The sequence below is a fragment of the Shewanella sp. SG44-2 genome, assembly GCF_014164215.1.
Classification (GTDB): domain Bacteria; phylum Pseudomonadota; class Gammaproteobacteria; order Enterobacterales; family Shewanellaceae; genus Shewanella; species Shewanella frigidimarina.
Window position 1 is genome coordinate 275386 of the sequence record NZ_JACJEU010000001.1, and the last position, 17570, is coordinate 292955.

The 17570-nt window shown below is 41.4% G+C and carries 16 protein-coding genes; 10 read left to right on the top strand and 6 right to left on the bottom strand.

Annotated elements, in window-relative coordinates; translation table 11 throughout:
• Window positions 1-16 precede the first annotated feature (16 nt).
• The gene (gene metG / locus H5181_RS01100) at window positions 17-2068 is read left to right on the top strand and encodes a methionine--tRNA ligase (RefSeq protein ID WP_182749932.1); all 2052 of its coding nucleotides are present in this window, start codon (window positions 17-19) and stop codon (window positions 2066-2068) included.
• A 135-nt stretch (window positions 2069-2203) separates the two neighbouring features.
• Here the strand turns inward: metG and H5181_RS01105 are convergent, their stop codons facing one another.
• The gene (locus tag H5181_RS01105; RefSeq protein WP_182749935.1) at window positions 2204-4129 is read right to left on the bottom strand and encodes a monovalent cation:proton antiporter-2 (CPA2) family protein; all 1926 of its coding nucleotides are present in this window, start codon (window positions 4127-4129) and stop codon (window positions 2204-2206) included.
• A gap of 95 nt (window positions 4130-4224) precedes the next feature.
• Window positions 4225-4977 carry a Nif3-like dinuclear metal center hexameric protein gene (locus H5181_RS01110; RefSeq protein ID WP_041413588.1) on the bottom strand — a complete coding sequence of 251 codons (753 nt, stop codon included), beginning with the start codon at window positions 4975-4977 and terminating at the stop codon, window positions 4225-4227.
• 426 nt (window positions 4978-5403) lie between these two features.
• Between H5181_RS01110 and H5181_RS01115 the strand changes: the two genes are divergently transcribed.
• Window positions 5404-5766 carry a hypothetical protein gene (locus tag H5181_RS01115; protein WP_011637705.1) on the top strand — a complete coding sequence of 121 codons (363 nt, stop codon included), beginning with the start codon at window positions 5404-5406 and terminating at the stop codon, window positions 5764-5766.
• 123 nt (window positions 5767-5889) lie between these two features.
• On the opposite strand, the gene H5181_RS01120 is transcribed toward H5181_RS01115, so the two are convergent.
• Window positions 5890-6378: a glycine zipper 2TM domain-containing protein gene (locus H5181_RS01120; RefSeq protein ID WP_404948477.1), complete on the bottom strand. Its 489-nt coding sequence runs from the start codon at window positions 6376-6378 to the stop codon at window positions 5890-5892.
• A gap of 52 nt (window positions 6379-6430) precedes the next feature.
• Here H5181_RS01120 and aat point away from each other — a divergent pair, with 52 nt between their 5' ends.
• The 3 genes from aat to infA all read left to right on the top strand — a co-directional run bounded on the left by aat (window position 6431) and on the right by infA (window position 8145).
• Window positions 6431-7138: a leucyl/phenylalanyl-tRNA--protein transferase gene (gene aat / locus H5181_RS01125; protein ID WP_011637707.1), complete on the top strand. Its 708-nt coding sequence runs from the start codon at window positions 6431-6433 to the stop codon at window positions 7136-7138.
• The gene (locus tag H5181_RS01130) at window positions 7128-7847 is read left to right on the top strand and encodes an arginyltransferase (RefSeq protein ID WP_182749937.1); all 720 of its coding nucleotides are present in this window, start codon (window positions 7128-7130) and stop codon (window positions 7845-7847) included. Before aat ends, H5181_RS01130 begins: the two co-directional genes overlap by 11 nt.
• Before the next feature lie 79 nt (window positions 7848-7926).
• A complete protein-coding gene (infA, locus tag H5181_RS01135; RefSeq protein WP_011496276.1) occupies window positions 7927-8145 on the top strand; it encodes a translation initiation factor IF-1 in 219 nt (72 codons plus the stop codon).
• A 399-nt stretch (window positions 8146-8544) separates the two neighbouring features.
• On the opposite strand, the gene clpA is transcribed toward infA, so the two are convergent.
• Window positions 8545-10803 carry an ATP-dependent Clp protease ATP-binding subunit ClpA gene (gene clpA / locus H5181_RS01140; RefSeq protein WP_011637709.1) on the bottom strand — a complete coding sequence of 753 codons (2259 nt, stop codon included), beginning with the start codon at window positions 10801-10803 and terminating at the stop codon, window positions 8545-8547.
• A 42-nt stretch (window positions 10804-10845) separates the two neighbouring features.
• Window positions 10846-11154 (bottom strand): ATP-dependent Clp protease adapter ClpS, encoded by a 309-nt coding sequence (clpS, locus tag H5181_RS01145; RefSeq protein WP_011637710.1) that lies wholly within the window; start codon window positions 11152-11154, stop codon window positions 10846-10848.
• 196 nt (window positions 11155-11350) lie between these two features.
• Between clpS and cspD the strand changes: the two genes are divergently transcribed.
• Window positions 11351-11557: a cold shock domain-containing protein CspD gene (cspD, locus tag H5181_RS01150; RefSeq protein WP_011637711.1), complete on the top strand. Its 207-nt coding sequence runs from the start codon at window positions 11351-11353 to the stop codon at window positions 11555-11557.
• A gap of 155 nt (window positions 11558-11712) precedes the next feature.
• Here cspD and H5181_RS01155 read toward each other — a convergent pair whose 3' ends face one another.
• Complete coding sequence (locus H5181_RS01155) at window positions 11713-13938, bottom strand: NADP-dependent isocitrate dehydrogenase (protein ID WP_182749939.1); 2226 nt, start codon at window positions 13936-13938, stop codon at window positions 11713-11715.
• 380 nt (window positions 13939-14318) lie between these two features.
• On the opposite strand from H5181_RS01155, the gene H5181_RS01160 reads away from it, so the two are divergent.
• The 4 genes from H5181_RS01160 to hflD all read left to right on the top strand — a co-directional run bounded on the left by H5181_RS01160 (window position 14319) and on the right by hflD (window position 17533).
• Window positions 14319-15014, top strand: coding sequence for a pseudouridine synthase (locus H5181_RS01160; protein WP_182749941.1), 696 nt, complete (start codon window positions 14319-14321; stop codon window positions 15012-15014).
• 32 nt (window positions 15015-15046) lie between these two features.
• Entirely contained in the window at window positions 15047-15520 is a 474-nt protein-coding gene (locus tag H5181_RS01165; protein ID WP_182749943.1) for an NUDIX hydrolase, read from the top strand.
• Window positions 15521-15778: 258 nt separating this feature from the next.
• On the top strand, window positions 15779-16897 hold the full coding sequence (mnmA, locus tag H5181_RS01170; RefSeq protein ID WP_059743881.1) for a tRNA 2-thiouridine(34) synthase MnmA: 1119 nt from the start codon (window positions 15779-15781) through the stop codon (window positions 16895-16897).
• Between the two features lie 3 nt (window positions 16898-16900).
• Window positions 16901-17533, top strand: a complete 633-nt coding sequence (gene hflD / locus H5181_RS01175; protein ID WP_268793695.1) for a high frequency lysogenization protein HflD — start codon at window positions 16901-16903, stop codon at window positions 17531-17533.
• Window positions 17534-17570: the final 37 nt, after the last annotated feature.

Here is a 17570-nt window from a genome sequence, read left to right on the forward strand (position 1 = left end):
TTGATATCGAGACAAAATGACAAAATCACAGCGTAAAATACTGGTCACAAGTGCCCTTCCTTATGCCAATGGCCCAATCCATCTAGGCCACATGCTTGAATATATCCAAACGGATATTTGGTCACGTTTTCAAAAGTTACGTGGACATGAATGCCACTACATTTGTGCCGACGATGCTCACGGCACGCCGATTATGCTTAAAGCACAGCAAATGGGCATTACGCCAGAAGAAATGATTGCCCAAGTGCAAAAAGAGCACCAGCAAGATTTCGCTGACTTCAATATCCAGTTTGATAACTTTCACAGCACTCACAGCGAAGAAAACCGCATTTTAGCCAGTGATATTTATCTAAAACTCCGTGATGGTGGTTACATCAAAACCAAAACCATTTCACAATTATATGATCCTGAAAAGTTAATGTTCTTACCGGACCGTTTTGTTAAAGGCACCTGCCCAAAATGTAAGTCTGAAGATCAATACGGCGATAACTGTGACAACTGTGGTGCAACTTATAGTACGACCGATTTGATAAACCCTAAATCGGCAGTCTCTGGTGCGACACCAATAATGAAAGATACCGAACACTTCTTTTTTGACTTGCCAGCATTTGAAGGCATGTTAAAAGAGTGGATCCAATCTGGCTCTTTACAACAAGAAATGGCCAACAAGCTTAACGAATGGTTTGAGCAAGGGCTAAAACAATGGGACATCTCACGTGATGCACCCTACTTTGGTTTTGAAATCCCTGATGCTCCCGGTAAATTTTTCTATGTTTGGTTAGATGCGCCTATTGGTTATATGGGTTCATTTAAAAACCTATGTGACAAGCGTGATGATTTGAACTTTGACGATTTTTGGAGCCTAGACTCAACCGCAGAGGTTTATCACTTCATCGGTAAAGACATTGTTTATTTCCACAGTTTATTCTGGCCAGCAATGCTTGAAGGCGCAGGTATTCGTAAACCGACTAGTGTTTATGCTCACGGCTATGTCACCGTAAACGGTTCAAAAATGTCTAAGTCTAAAGGCACGTTTATTAAAGCGCGTACCTATTTAGATAATTTAGATCCGGAATACCTACGTTATTATTACGCGGCTAAATTAAACAGTCGTATTGATGATTTAGATTTAAATTTAGAAGATTTTGCTCAACGAGTTAACTCAGACTTGGTCGGTAAACTGGTAAACCTTGCATCGCGAACTGCTGGCTTTATCAGCAAACGCTTTGACGGCAAATTAGCCAAGGTAACAGACAGCAGCTTAACCGACATATTCTTAGCTAAAAGCGAAGTGATTGCCGAATTATATGAAACTCGCGAATTTGGCAAAGCGATGCGTGAAATTATGGCATTAGCTGATATTGCCAACGCCTATGTTGCCGACGCAGCACCTTGGCAACTGGTTAAGCAAGACGATAAACAAGATGAAGCACATCAGGTTTGCAGTAATGCATTAAACTTGTTCAGAATCTTGGTCACTTACCTTAAGCCTGTATTGCCTAAATTGGCCGAAAATGTTGAAGGTTTTTTACAGTTAACCTTAACGTGGGACAATTTAGGTCAAGATCTTGCTGGTCATGAAATCGCGACATTCAAAGCATTAATGCAGCGTATCGAACCTAAGAGCATTGAAGCTATCATCGATGCCTCTAAAGAGAACTTGCAAGCGACTAATACGGATGCACCTAAAACCGAAGCGCCGACACAAGCTGTTAATCAATTAGAACTCGATCCAATTAGCCCTGAAATAAGCTTTGAAGATTTTGCTAAAATTGATTTACGTATTGCTCGAATCAGCAAAGCGGAACATATTGAAAAAGCCAACAAATTACTGCGTCTTGAATTAGACTTAGGCGGCGAAACTAAACAAGTATTTGCGGGTATTAAATCAGCTTATGCGCCTGAAGATTTGGTTGGTAAACTCACCTTAATGGTGGCTAACCTTGCCCCACGCACGATGAAGTTTGGTGATTCAGAAGGTATGGTATTAGCTGCCGGTCCTGGCGGTAAAGATTTGTTTATACTAGAACCTCATGAAGGCGCACAGCCTGGCATGCGAGTTAAGTAATCCAGCATTAAAACCATAAAATAAGACCGCTTCGGCGGTCTTTTTATATCTATTGAGTTTTCAATCTAGCGGATTGCAAACAAACAAAGCGACTGAAATTTAAAACGTGGTTAGCCAGATGTGGTAAGTCGAGCATTAGCTCTGGATATCACTATTACTATCATTTGTTTGCTTTGCATTAGCGTCGTTTTGATTATCGATATCTTGTTGGTGAGCGGCATTATCTTCATCCATTGCTTGCTTTAATCGCTCTTCATACAACATAAACAGTTTAATAAAATCGTTACTAAAGCGTTCACCCGCTGATTCTTTCAACCAAAAATCATATAAACGTTTTGAAGCTTCTTTTTCAACCCGTTTATAGGTTGCCTTTCGTCTCAACACATATTCTTCTGAATGACCTAATAACTGTAACGATGACAAACTCAATTCCAGTGCTGAATGATGCGTTTCCGACTCAACCACGTCTGCCCCTGCTTCTTTTAATAAATGTCCATGGCCACGGTCAAATGCTCTGGCAACAATCTTAAGTTTGGGGTAGGTATTATGTAAGTATTTAACTAACTCCACACTACTTTCTCTATTATCGATGGCCACCACAAAAAGCGAGGCTTGTTCAATGCCAGCGGTTTTTAATAAATCTGGACGAGTGGCATCACCATAATAGGCCTTAGTATTAATACGCCTGATAGTGTCGACCTGTGACACCTGATAATCAAGCACTACCGTTTTAATATTATTCGAAATTAAAAAGCGATTAACCACTTGGCCAAAACGACCAATACCCGCAATAATCACCGTGCCTTCATCATCAATACTATCTTGTTCACGCTGGTTGGTTTTTACCTGAAAGCGTGGATAAATGACTTTATCAAATAAAATAAATAATCCTGGGGTTAAAAACATCGATAACGCGACCACGATTGATAACGTTTGCGCTAAATCAGTTGGAATAACATGCTGTTGAACACTAAAACTCAGCAGTACAAAACCAAACTCTCCCGCTTGAGCCAAACATAATGCAAACAGCCAACGATCGCTGCCCTTAATTCTAAAAATCAACGCTAATAAATACAGCACAAACGCTTTAATCAACATAACGCTTAAGGTGATAGCTATTATTTCAGCAAAATCAGCAAACAGTACCGTAAAGTCAATTCCGGCGCCGACAGTGATAAAAAACAATCCCAATAATAAACCTTTAAATGGACCAATATTGGCTTCAAGCTCATGCTTAAATTCACTGTTTGCCAATACAACGCCGGCTAAAAAGGTGCCTAATGCGGGTGATATACTCACTAAACTCATTAATGCTGCAATACCGATAACCAGCATAAGTGCTGCGGCGGTAGATATTTCACGCGCACCAGATTCGGCAACCATTTTAAATAAAGGTCTACTGAGATAATGCCCCCCTAATACAACAGCACCAATCGCTAATACCAGTACAATGGCATATGCCCAACCGGGTAATGAGGCCACGAGGCTTAACTGCTCGTGTTGCTCACTCATACTACTCACCGCAGCTTGGGCTTTATCAACTAATTCAGGTAAAGCTAATAACGGAATAAAGGCCAACATGGGAATAACAGCAATGTCTTGAAACAACAATACCGAAAATGCGTTTTGTCCGGCATGGGTTTTATTAAGGCGTTTTTCAGATAAGGTTTGTAACACGATTGCGGTAGACGAAAGGGAAAAAATTAATCCAATTGTTAATGCAATACTCAGTTGATACCCAGCATAAATGGCACAGGCCATCACAGCTACAACCGACCCCACTACTTGTAAGCCACCAAGCCCCAGTAAACGATTACGCATCGCCCACAACATTTTAGGTTCCAGCTCTAAGCCGACCAAAAATAGCATCATCACCACACCAAATTCGGCGAAGTGTTGAATGGTATTAGTTTCACTGCCCACTAAACCCACAATGGGGCCAATGACCACACCCGCAATCAAATACCCCAGCACGGAACCCAAGCCCAATTTATTCGCTAACGGAACAGCAATGACTGCCGCTGTGAGATAAATAAAAGCCTGTAAAAAGTACTCGGTCATTGGGGGTCCTTATCGGGTGAAAAAATTAATATCGACTTTTACACTGCAATTACAAGTGCAAGTGTACGCCAATGTTTAACGAGGCCTTTAATCCATTAAACTGGATTAACGATATCAATGAAATGATGGGTTAAATCAAACTTACTGGCTAAATGCTGCCCTAATGCCTGAATACCAAATTGTTCAGTAGCATGATGCCCTGCGGCAAAATAGTGCAGCCCTTGTTCCGTTGCTGCATGATAAGTACGTTCAGACACCTCACCACTTATAAACGCATCTACACCCATTTGGGCTGCATAATCAATATAATCTTGAGCACCACCAGTACACCAAGCAAGGGTTGAGATAGGCTTACTGTTATCGCCAATATGTAATGGTTCACGTTTAAGCACCTTAGTCAGTAATTGACTAAATTCGCTGGCGCTTAATGGATGTTCTAAATGACCATGCCACAGTAAATCTTGTGCGACTGGTTCATATACTCGAGGGCTAATAACACCTAATTGGTAAGCTAGTTGAGCATTGTTTCCAATTCCGTGATGGGCATCAAGTGGTAAGTGGTAGCCGAATAAACTCATATCATGGTCCATTAATGCTTTAATTCGGCGATACTTCATCCCGGTGATAATTTCTGGCTCATTTTTCCAAAAAAAACCATGATGAACAAGAATTGCATCGGCATTAACAGCCGCCGCTTGCTCAATTAATGCTTGGCATGCAGTTACACCCGTCACAATCGTGCGGATATCAGACTTACCTTCAACTTGTAATCCATTAGGAGCGTAGTCTTTAAAGGCTGACACATTTAAAAAACTGTCTAAATATGAGCTTAACGCTTGGCGAGTAATGGTAGAAGAGCCTTGATGATGTGTCGACATAGTATTTTCCTAACAAAAATGGATAAAAGCCTCTGAAACTAACTCAGGAAATAACGGACCGTTTATTACTTACAATCCGATGTTGAACTGCAAGCGAATTAACCACTGAGTTGAACGCTTTTTTAGGAGTTGATGCTCATCAACCTCAGATCTGGATTATAAACGGTATCGAGCTAATTTTAGCTTATTTATTCAATACCTTCACTAGAGATGAACTTAATAATTTAGGGTAACTCATGCTCAAAAATTTCAACAATAGCAGTCATAAATGCTGATAAATCGGTCTTTATGAGTGAGAAACCGACAATTTGCGCCACTAATTGGACTTTTGTAGCCTTAACACATTAAAATTAGTAACAACCTTAATTTAACATGATAACAAATAGGTTATTAACTATGACAACATTGACTAAAGAAGAGGTCATCGGCCAACTACAAATGGCTATTGAAAAGCAGTCTGGACAAGCAGTTTCTATTGAGCAAGCTGGTAGCTGGTACAAAATTGACGGCGGTAAATCAGTGCGCTTTAGCGAACTTGAATCCATGCATGCTGAACTAACTGCATCGTCAGTAAAAAAAGCACCTACTGCGAGCAAAGCAGTTATTAAGCCTGCAGCAAAGGCAACCGCAAAAACTGCACCAAATAAACAACCGAGTAAAAAAGCACAGTCAAACTCAGGCGGATTAACGCCTAAGCAGTTATGGCGTAAAAAACTCGAAAGCGCAGCGGGTAATCAAACTTTGCCTCGTGGTTTCTAATTAACGAGCACAGATCAAACTGTATTGTTAGCGAATATTGACCACAGTGTGTAAACAAAAGGAGCCTAGGCTCCTTTTGTTTTAGCTGTATAATCACACGGCGAATAATCTCACCGTAAATAATCACATCGCTAGGTCGACCCTGACATAACCGGTTAAGTAAACCACCCTAACCTCATCTCCGGCAGTAAAACTCATGCCTGGATCCGCATCTTGGATCACCATAACTTGGCTACCATCTTCTTGCTTTATCATTAGTTCAACTAACTTAGTTTCAAGATAATAGTGTTGGTTACCGTGCTGGCTGCCAATTCCACCGCCAATCAACGCCCCCAAGACTGTGGCAACATCTTGACCTGAACCTCCACCAAATTGATGACCGATAACACCACCAATTAAAGCACCGCCAAAGGTTTTCCAACCACTTCGACTGTCTTCTACTAGCTGTTTCTCTGTTACATGTTTCACAGATTCAATGTGTCCATATAACACTTTTTCAACTGGAACGGCTTGATTACGCTCGTAAGCAGCTTGGCTTTGACCACAAAACAAACAAATAGTCAGCAATACTGCAAAAATACTCTTCACACTTACAGTTATGATTTTAAACATGGCCATTTTCCGCTAAGTTAACGATAAGGTATTACAAATAATATACTCAATTGTGAACTCACTGTCTTATTTAAATCAATCCATCGGCTTCCCGCCGCCAGAGCAAGCTCTTACCGATCCGAATGGTTTATTAGCTATCGGAGGAGACCTACGTCCAGATCGCCTAGCACAAGCCTATTACCAAGGTATTTTTCCTTGGTTTAACGCTAATGACCCCATTTTATGGTGGTCACCCGATCCTCGAGCGGTGTTCACACCGAGCCATCCTTTTGGCAGTAAAAGCTTGATAAAATTTCTTAAAAAGTCTGCATGGCGTTTTACCATTAATCAGGCATTTTTAGATGTTGTTGCCGGTTGTGCTGGGCCCCGTAACACCCAAGATGGCACTTGGATTTCGGCCGAAATACAAATGGCCTACTATGAACTGCATCTTCAAGGGCATGCTCATTCTATTGAAGTATGGGATGGCGAACAGCTAGTGGGCGGATTGTATGGTATTCCGGTGGGCGGTATTTTTTGCGGTGAATCGATGTTTCACCGTCAAACAAATGCATCAAAAGCAGCCTTTGCTATACTGAATCAACACTTGGTGAAACACGATTTTCAATTGATTGATGCGCAAGTAATGAATCCTCATTTAGTGAGCCTTGGGGCTAAAGCCTTACCTAGAAGCGAGTTTTTAACGATACTTCATCAGTACAGAGATCGTGCAACTTCAGCGTCAATGTGGAACAAACAAGAGGTGTTTATTGAATTCTAAATCTGTCAGCGTAGGAATAAGCCAGCCTTTTGATTGCAATTATATTGAAGGTAATAAAGAGCAATTGCTGGTGATCCAAGAACCGCAAATAGACGCGGCGCTGTTTGAACAACTTCTAACGATGGGGTTTCGTCGTAACGGCAATGCTATTTACAAACCTCGTTGTCCGAGCTGCCAAGCTTGTCAGTCTATTAGATTGAATGTTAATGATTTTATATTATCAAAACGACAAAAACGAACCTTAAAAAACAATCAAGATTTGCATTGGAAAGTCACTCATACCTCACGGCCTGAGCACTATGATTTGTATCAACGTTATATCAATGAACGTCACAATGATGGGCCAATGTTTCCTGCATCGCCAACCCAATATGATGATTTTTTATTATCGGATTGGTTACCGCCCATGTTTATTGAGGTGTTTGATCAAGACCGATTAATTGGGGTTGCCGTAACCGATGAAATGATGAGCAGCTTCTCGGCAATTTACAGTTATTTTGATCCTGATTATTCCGACCGTTCATTAGGTTCGCTGATGATTTTAATCCAATGCCAATTAGCAAAATCATTGGGTAAACGTTTTTTATATTTGGGCTATCAAATTGATCAAAATCGGAAAATGAACTACAAACGCCAATATCGCCCATATCAAATTTTAACAGCACTCGGTTGGCAAGTTGGTGAAAATCTTACAGCTCTTTCTCGTTAACGCCCTTTACAGTTCAGTGTTTTTGGGGCATGATACGCCCGATTTTTTCATATTTGAAGGCTAATGGGATAACTAATTAATGGCGAAAGAAGACAACATTGAAATGCAGGGCACTATCCTTGAGACCTTGCCAAATACAATGTTCCGCGTAGAGCTTGAAAATGGACATGTGGTGATAGCCCACATCTCTGGCAAAATGCGCAAAAACTACATCCGTATTTTAACGGGTGACAAAGTCACTGTACAGTTGACTCCTTATGACCTATCAAAAGGTCGTATCGTCTTCCGCGCACGTTAATCGCTAGCCTCAACAATGTAAAAACCGACTGCCTGTCGGTTTTTTTGTTGTTATACCAAACTGCATAAATAAAGTGTATTCAACGTAAAGCAACACGCATCAAACAAAACGAATGTTCAACGTAATGGGTATCCCTTTATCAGAGCATTCAACCAAGCATCGCGATGGTTGTAATCCGTTTTGCAGAAGCACCTCATACGATCCACTACTATGTTTATTGATTTAAAAAGGGAATACCCATTTTGCTATCAATACCCATTGAATTGAACAGTAAGAAATGCTTTGTGTTGAAGGCTTATTTATAATTATTGGTAATTGGGCGCAATTAACAAACATAAAAAAAGATGACCCATGGGTCATCTTTTTTAATGGCATATTTTCAAGCATATGGATTGATTATTACGAGACTTTTTCTAACGACTCGCAATCAATATTGATCTCACCTTCTTTAACGTCAATATGCGCAATACCACCTCGTTCAAGCACACCAAACAGAATCTCATCTGCTAACGGACGTTTAATCAATTCCGTGACAACACGTGACATTGGGCGCGCGCCCATCGATTTGTCATAACCTTTCTCTGCAAGCAAGGTTCGTGCTTCATCACTGACATCCAGCGTGACATGTTTATCATCAAGTTGTGCCTGTAATTCAACTAAGAACTTATCAACCACTTTGGCGATAACGGTCATATCCAAATGATTAAACCATACGATCGAATCCAATCGATTGCGGAACTCAGGTGAAAAGACTTTATTGATTTCAGCTAAGGCATCTTGAGTGTGATCTTGCTGTCTAAAACCAATCGATTTACGAATAGTTTCTTGAACGCCAGCGTTGGTGGTCATCACTAAGGTGACATTTCTGAAATCTGCTTTGCGACCATTGTTGTCGGTCAATGTACCGTGATCCATAACTTGTAATAGCAAGTTGAATACATCTGGGTGCGCCTTTTCGATTTCATCAAGTAGCACCACACAATGTGGGTTTTTAATCACGGCATCGGTAAGCAAACCACCTTGGTCATAACCCACATAACCTGGAGGAGCACCGATTAAACGCGATACGGTGTGACGCTCCATATACTCAGACATATCAAAGCGAATGAGTTTGAGGTTGAGACAATTAGCCAATTGATTGGTTACTTCGGTTTTACCTACCCCAGTTGGGCCAGCAAACATAAAGCTACCAACAGGTTTCTTTTCTGAACCTAAACCACTGCGAGACAAGCGTATAGCCGCGCTAAGGCTCTCAATCGCCTTGTCCTGCCCAAACACCACCATCTTGAGGTTGCGTTCAAGGTTGCGTAACATATCCTTGTCAGTCGACGATACCGACTTCTCAGGGATACGAGCCAATTTAGCAATGATTGCTTCAATTTCAGCTTGGCCAATGGTTTTCTTGCGTTTACTTTGCGGCATCATCACCATTCGAGCACCCGCTTCATCAATCACATCAATCGCTTTGTCAGGTAAATGGCGATCATTAATGTGTTTTGCCGAAAGGCTGGCTGCACTGCTGATGGCAGCTTGGGTATAACGCACCCCATGGTATTCTTCGTACTTAGATTTAAGCCCCATTAAAATTTTGGTGGTTTCGGCAACTGAAGGTTCATTAATATCAATTTTTTGGAAGCGACGTGCTAAAGCACGGTCTTTCTCAAAAATGCTTTGATATTCTTGGAACGTGGTTGACCCCATGCAACGTAACTTACCACTCGATAGCAATGGCTTAAGCAAATTAGATGCATCCATCACACCGCCAGAAGCGGCACCAGCACCAATAATGGTATGAATTTCATCAATAAATAAAATGGCATGCTCATCAGCTGCGAGTTCTTTTAATAAGCTTTTAAAACGCTTTTCAAAATCACCACGGTATTTAGTGCCCGCTAATAATGAGCCTAAGTCTAACGAATACACCGTCGCGTTGGCCATAACATCAGGTACTTGCTTATTGACGATACGATAAGCCAAACCTTCTGCGATAGCCGTTTTCCCCACGCCAGCTTCACCCACAAGTAATGGGTTATTCTTACGTCGACGACACAAAGTTTGAATTGCGCGCTCAATTTCAGCATCACGACCAATTAATGGGTCGATACTGCCGTCTTGGGCTAATTGGTTTAAATTGGCAGCAAACTGCGCCAACATGCTGCGGTCTTCGGCATTTTCAGATTGATCGTCAATGCGCTCTTGATCTTGTGGTTCGCCAGAATCATCTTCTTTTGACATGCCATGAGAAATAAAATTAACCACATCTAAACGGGTAATATCACAACGACGCAGTAAATATACCGCTTGCGACTCTTGTTCACTAAAAATAGCAACGAGTACATTGGCACCAGAAACTTCGTTACGACCAGATGATTGCACATGGAACACGGCTCGTTGCAAAACACGTTGAAATCCCAAGGTGGGTTGGGTTTCACGTTCTTCGGTTGATTCTGCAATAATGGGCGTGGTTTGTTGAATGAAATTAGCCACTTCTTCTCGTAAACGATTAACATCCGCCCCACAAGCAATTAATGCTTCATAGGCCGAAGGATTATCAATCAGCGCTAATAATAAATGTTCTACCGTCATGTATTCATGACGTGAATCTCTAGCTTGCTGAAACGCTAGGTTCAAGGTGACTTCCAGGTCTTTGTTCAGCATAAGCACCCCCTAAATTTAACCACAGACTGTGAGATATCGATTTTATACTTTCTCTAAAGTACACAGTAACGGATGTTGGTTTTCTCTTGCAAACTGATTTACTTGAAAAACTTTTGTTTCTGCAATCCCAAATGGAAATACACCACACAATCCTTTGCCTTGGTTATGGATCGCTAACATAATATCGACAGCTTGCTGTTCATTTTTCTCAAAGAAACGTTGTAATACTTCTACCACAAAGTCCATCGGGGTGTAATCATCATTGTTTAGCACCACTTTATACATATGGGGTGGTTGTAGTTCAGATTCAACCTTTTCTTCAATATGTTCTACATTGCCTAATTTAGCCATTGTTTAATACTAGCCTCTCGTTTGGTTCCCGACCACTTGATATCATTAAATTAATTAAATGTTGGTTTTTTGTTAATTACTGCTTGACATATTTTCGTACAAATTTCATTCTGTTTGTTAGGCGGCGAATACTAGACCGCTGGATAATAAGTTTTACTATCTTACTGGTAAGTAGACAACAGAAGGAAGTGGAAGTATGGCAAACGGAACTGTTAAATGGTTCAACAACGCCAAAGGATTCGGGTTTATTTGCCCTGATCAGGGTGGCGAAGATGTATTTGCGCACTATTCAACTATCGAAATGGAAGGTTATCGTACCTTAAAAGCAGGTCAACCTGTGTGCTTCGAAGTTGAAGAAGGCCCTAAAGGAATGCATGCTTCAGCCATCTCGCCAACAATTTAATTGGTGAGACTATAAAACAAAAAGACAGGGATTTTAATCCCTGTCTTTTTTATTGCCTAAAAAAACATCAACTCAATCAATTTAATACACCTTCAATTGAAGATGTATTCATTAACAGAATAACTAACACCTAGTTAGGAGAGCTCTTGTGCAGATTAACCAATTACAAACTGGTTTAATGTTGCACTAGGGCGCATTGCTTGTTCGGCTTTAGCAGCATCTAAACGGTAATAACCGCCTAAATCAACTGCAGGGCCTTGAGCACCGTTCAATTCAGCAAGAATAACGGTTTCATTTGCAGCCAATGACTTAGCTAAAGGAGCAAAGTGTGCAGCAAGCTCTGGATCAGCCGTTTGCTCAGTTAATGCTTGTGCCCAATACATCGCTAGGTAAAAGTGACTACCGCGGTTATCGAGTTCACCTACACGACGAGACGGTGATTTATTGGTATCAAGAAACACACCAATAGCAACATCTAAGGTATCTGCTAATACTTGTGCTTTAGCATTGTTGGTCGTTTGGCTTAAATGCTCTAAAGACGCAGCAAGAGCTAAAAACTCACCTAATGAATCCCAACGTAAATGACCTTCTTTTTCGACTTGTTGCACGTGCTTAGGCGCTGAACCACCGGCACCTGTTTCAAATAAGCCGCCACCATTCATTAACGGCACGATAGACAACATTTTCGCACTTGTTCCCAGTTCAAGAATTGGGAATAAATCGGTTAAGTAGTCGCGTAACACGTTACCCGTTACCGAAATAGTGTCTTCACCTTTGATGATGCGCTCTAACGTAAAGCGAGTTGCATCTTCTGGTGACATCACTTGTATGTCTAAACCAGCAGTATCTTGTTCAGCTAAATATTGAGTGACTTTTTTAATTAACTCAGCATCGTGAGCACGGTTGGTATCTAACCAGAATACCGCAGGCGTATTGCTTAAACGTGAACGCTTAACCGCAAGTTTAACCCAGTCACGAATTGGTGCATCTTTGACTTGGCACATACGATAGATATCGCCAGCTTCAACGTTATGGCTCATTAACACATCGCCAGCTTGGTTAATCACGTTAACCGTACCAGCAGCTTTAATTTCAAACGTTTTATCGTGGCTACCGTATTCTTCTGCTTTTTGAGCCATTAAGCCCACGTTAGGCACGCTGCCCATAGTCGTTGGGTCAAATGCGCCGTGCTTTTTACAGAACGAAATGGTTTCTTGATAAACACCAGCGTAACAACGATCTGGGATCATCGCTTTAGTGTCTTGTAACTGGCCGTCAGGGCCCCACATTTTCCCCGAAGAACGAATTGCTGCTGGCATTGATGCATCAATAATAATGTCACTAGGTACGTGTAAGTTAGTGATACCTTTATCTGAGTCGACCATTGCAAGTGCTGGACGAGCAGCATAAACAGCAGCAATATCAGCTTCAATTTCGTTACGTTTAGCTTCTGGCAGCGTACTGATTTTGGCATAAACATCACCAAAGCCATTATTTACATCAACGCCTAGCTCAGCAAATAATTTACCGTGCTTATCGAACACATCTTTAAAGAACACTTTAACTGCAAGACCAAATAATATTGGGTCTGACACTTTCATCATGGTCGCTTTAAGGTGCAAAGATAATAAAACATCTTCAGATTTTGCCGCTTCAATTTCACGAGCATAAAAATCCACTAATGCTTTTTTGCTCATCACTGCTGAGTCAATAATTTCGTCAGCTAATAACGCTAAGCCACTTTTCAATACAACGTCTTTGCCGTCTTGTTGAGTCAACACGATATTGACTTTATCAGCTGCTGCTAGAGTGACAGACTGTTCACTACCGTAGAAGTCGCCTTCATTCATGTGAGCAACGTGAGACTTAGAGTCGCTGGCCCATTTACCCATTGAATGTGGGTTTTTCTTGGCGTAGTTTTTCACTGAAGTCGGTGCACGACGATCTGAGTTACCTTCACGTAATACTGGGTTTACCGCACTGCCTTTAATTTTGTCATAACGCGATTGAGCTTCAACTTCTGCGTCATTTTTAGGCTCATCAGGATAGTTAGGAATGTCATAACCTTTTGCTTGAAGTTCAGCAATACAGGCTTTTAACTGCGGAATTGACGCACTAACGTTAGGTAATTTAATGATGTTAGCTTCTGGCTTATTAGCCAATTCACCTAATTCGGTTAGCGCATCAGCAATTTTTTGCTCTGCTGTTAACTTTTCAGGGAAGTTAGCAATAACACGACCTGACAAAGAGATATCGCGCGTTTCAACTTTTACGCCAGCAGCGTTAGTAAAGGTACGGATAATCGGTAATAAAGACAGCGTGGCAAGTGCCGGTGCTTCGTCGGTTTCTGTGTATATGATCGTTGGAGTGTTATCTTTCATTTTGTTTCCTACATTATTGTAAATTTATAATTTATTAGAATAAATTGCGTAAGCATTTGACGGGCTTTGGTGGATAACACTCGCACAAGTTAACCGTGGTCAGCGACCATGGCACACTTTTTTATAAGCCAAGTATGTGAAATCCCCTATCCCTTTATTATTATATTTTGTTCTCAAACCTCTGAGATTTAGCGGTTAAAGCCGATATCTCAGAATGATAAATTAGGTACAGATCACAATTTTTAGGCGGACATCATAGATCATTCTTAGTAATTTTCAAATTCCACTAAGGGCGAATACGCAGTAAACTACCATAAATAGATTTATATTCGTTCACTTTTCACTCACTTGTATTAGCAAAGGATGTTAACCATACCTTTATGTCAAAAATCGGTAAATTCAGTCAATTTAAAAAAACATCTACTTACAGAACTGGCGCGTCTACAAAACCAGTTAATTCAGAGGCAACAAGTGCGACAGCCAATCGTGGCAGGGCAAAATCGCGACCGCCACAAAAACCACTGCCTGAAAATCCCGTCATCGTATTATTTAACAAGCCATTTGACGTGTTGTGCCAATTTACCGATGAAGCAGGCCGACAAACATTAAAAGACTTTATTCCGGTAGCCGATGTTTACGCAGCAGGACGTTTAGACCGTGATAGTGAAGGTTTGCTATTGCTTACCAACGACGGACAATTGCAGGCAAAGCTTACCCAGCCATCGCAAAAAACCTTTAAAACCTATTGGGTTCAAGTGGAAGGCGAACCGTCAGATGAGGCAATCAATGCCTTATGTAATGGGGTTGAATTAAAAGACGGCATGACATTACCGGCTAAAGTTTGCGTAATGACATCTCCTGATATTTGGCCAAGAACCCCGCCGGTGCGAGAACGTAAAGCCATTCCAACAACCTGGCTTGAAGTGCAAATTTGTGAAGGTCGAAATCGCCAAGTCAGAAGAATGACCGCACATGTGGGCCACCCAACCTTAAGATTAATCCGTTATAAAATAGGTCAATGGTGTCTAGATGATTTACCTAATGGTGAATACAAAGTGATCAGCACGGCAAAGTAATCGCTGGCAGATGCTTTATACAAGAGGGAAATATGACCGAACGTTATAAACCTAATACTACTGTAGCTTGCGTGATCCACTGCCAAGGTAAATTTTTATTGGTTGAAGAATGCATTAACGGTGCGGTTAAATTTAACCAACCAGCGGGGCATTTAGAGGCCAATGAATCGATTATTGCAGCATGCGCTCGTGAAATTGTTGAAGAAACAGGGCTTGAGCTGACACCACAAGCCTTAGTAGGGATCTATCAATTTCGGGCAGCTGCTGATTTAGCCTTTGTTCGTTATACATTTTGTATTGAGCTGGCCAAGCAACAACACGCCACACCTCGTGATAATGCCATTACAGCTATTCATTGGCTTAATCTTGCAGACATCACCGCCCTTGGCAACCAGCTTCGTAGCCCATTAGTGCTAAAAAGTATTGAAGATTTTTTACAACAAACGGATAAAAACCATTCCGCACAGCACACACCGTTATCGTTGCTCAATGTCGATTATTTTTAATGGCTTGTCTTAGGCTATTTGTATGCGCCTCAAGATAGCCCATTAAGTGAATGCGTGATAGAATACGGGCCGCACAAATGTCGTATTTATTGGCCGTTTACCAATTAATCTCTTCGATATGTGCAACTATAATCTCTGCGATATTCGCAATTAATAGTATTCAGATTCACTACTAGCAAAAATCTAGCACAATCGCCTTGAAACATCGGCATTGCGGCACAATATATACATTATCTTTCTTCAAGGTTTTTAGGATTTATGACATCACTCAGCCCTACTTCAAACGGTAAAAAAGTCATTGTCGGCATGTCCGGCGGTGTGGACTCTTCAGTATCAGCTTACTTGTTAATGCAGCAAGGCTACGAAGTTGAAGGTCTATTTATGAAGAACTGGGAAGAAGACGATACTGATGAATATTGCGCTGCAGCAGATGATTTAAAAGATGCTCAAGCGGTTTGCGACAAGCTAGGTATAAAAATGCACACCGTCAATTTTGCTGCCGAATACTGGGATAACGTATTCGAATATTTTTTAGCAGAATACAAGGCCGGTCGAACGCCCAACCCCGATATCATGTGTAATAAAGAAATCAAATTTAAAGCATTTCTTGAATTTGCCGACGACATTTTAGACGCCGACTATATCGCCATGGGCCATTATGTTCGTCGTCGTGATAATAGCGATGGCAGCGTTGAAATGCTCCGCGGGGTTGATGGCAATAAAGATCAAAGTTACTTCTTATACACGTTAAGCCACGAACAAGTTGCCCGTAGTTTGTTCCCTGTCGGTGAACTTGAAAAACATCAAGTACGCGAAATAGCCCAAAAATTGGGACTCATTACTCACGACAAAAAAGACAGCACCGGCATCTGTTTTATTGGTGAACGTAAGTTTACTGACTTCTTAGCAACTTATTTACCTGCTCAGCCTGGTGATATCGAAACATCAGAAGGTGAAGTAATTGGTACACATCAAGGGTTGATGTACCACACGCTTGGGCAACGCAAAGGCCTTGGCATTGGTGGACTGAAAAACAGCAATGAAGACCCATGGTATGTGGTCGAAAAAGATTTAGTCCGTAATGTGCTTATTGTGGCGCAAGGCGGTAATCACCCTCGCCTAATGTCAACAGGTATGACTGTCAATCAACTCCATTGGGTTGATCGTAAGGGGCCAGCCAATAACAGCACGATTACTGTAAAGACCCGTTATCGTCAACGTGATGTTGGATGTACCCTCACCTATGACGACGCAGACAATATTACGGTGATGTTTGATGAACCTGTTGCTGCTGTTACGCCTGGGCAATCAGCGGTGTTTTATGATGGTGACATCTGTTTAGGTGGCGGCATAATCGATACTTTAATTCGAGGGTAATCCGTGAGCCAAACTCCAGACAACATCTTGTTTGAACGCACTATGGCCTTCGCGGGTATTTTACAAGCGATTGGCCAAGTACAGTATTTAGCTCGCCACGGTGAAAGCGACAAAGACGCCCTAGCGGCTACGCTTAATACTATTTTAGTCACAGAGCCTGAATCAACAGCTGACGTATATCAAGATAAAGCCATTTTAGATAATGGTTATCAACTGATTCAAAATCAGCTCGGCGATGGCAGTAACAAAGATGTCGAAACCACTCGTTACTTAGTTGGCGTATTAGCGCTTGAACGTAAGCTTGCCCGCTCACCCAATGGTTTGGGTATGTTGGCAGAGCGCATCAATCAAGTGCATCGCCAACTGGCACATTTTGCGATTACCGATGAACAAGTACTTGCCAATTTTGCTAGTATTTACAGTGATATCATCAGTGAGTTAGGCCCTAAATTACAAATATCAGGTAATCCCGATTGCTTAAAGCAGCCTCAGGTGCAAAACAAAATTCGTGCGTTACTACTTGCTGCAATGCGCAGTGCGGTATTATGGCGCCAATTAGGTGGCAAACGCCGCCATTTAGTGTTTGCCCGTAAGGCCATATTTGATACAGCAAAACAAAGCCAAAATAACAATTAATCGAATCACCCTACAACAAAGTTCATCAAGGAGCTTC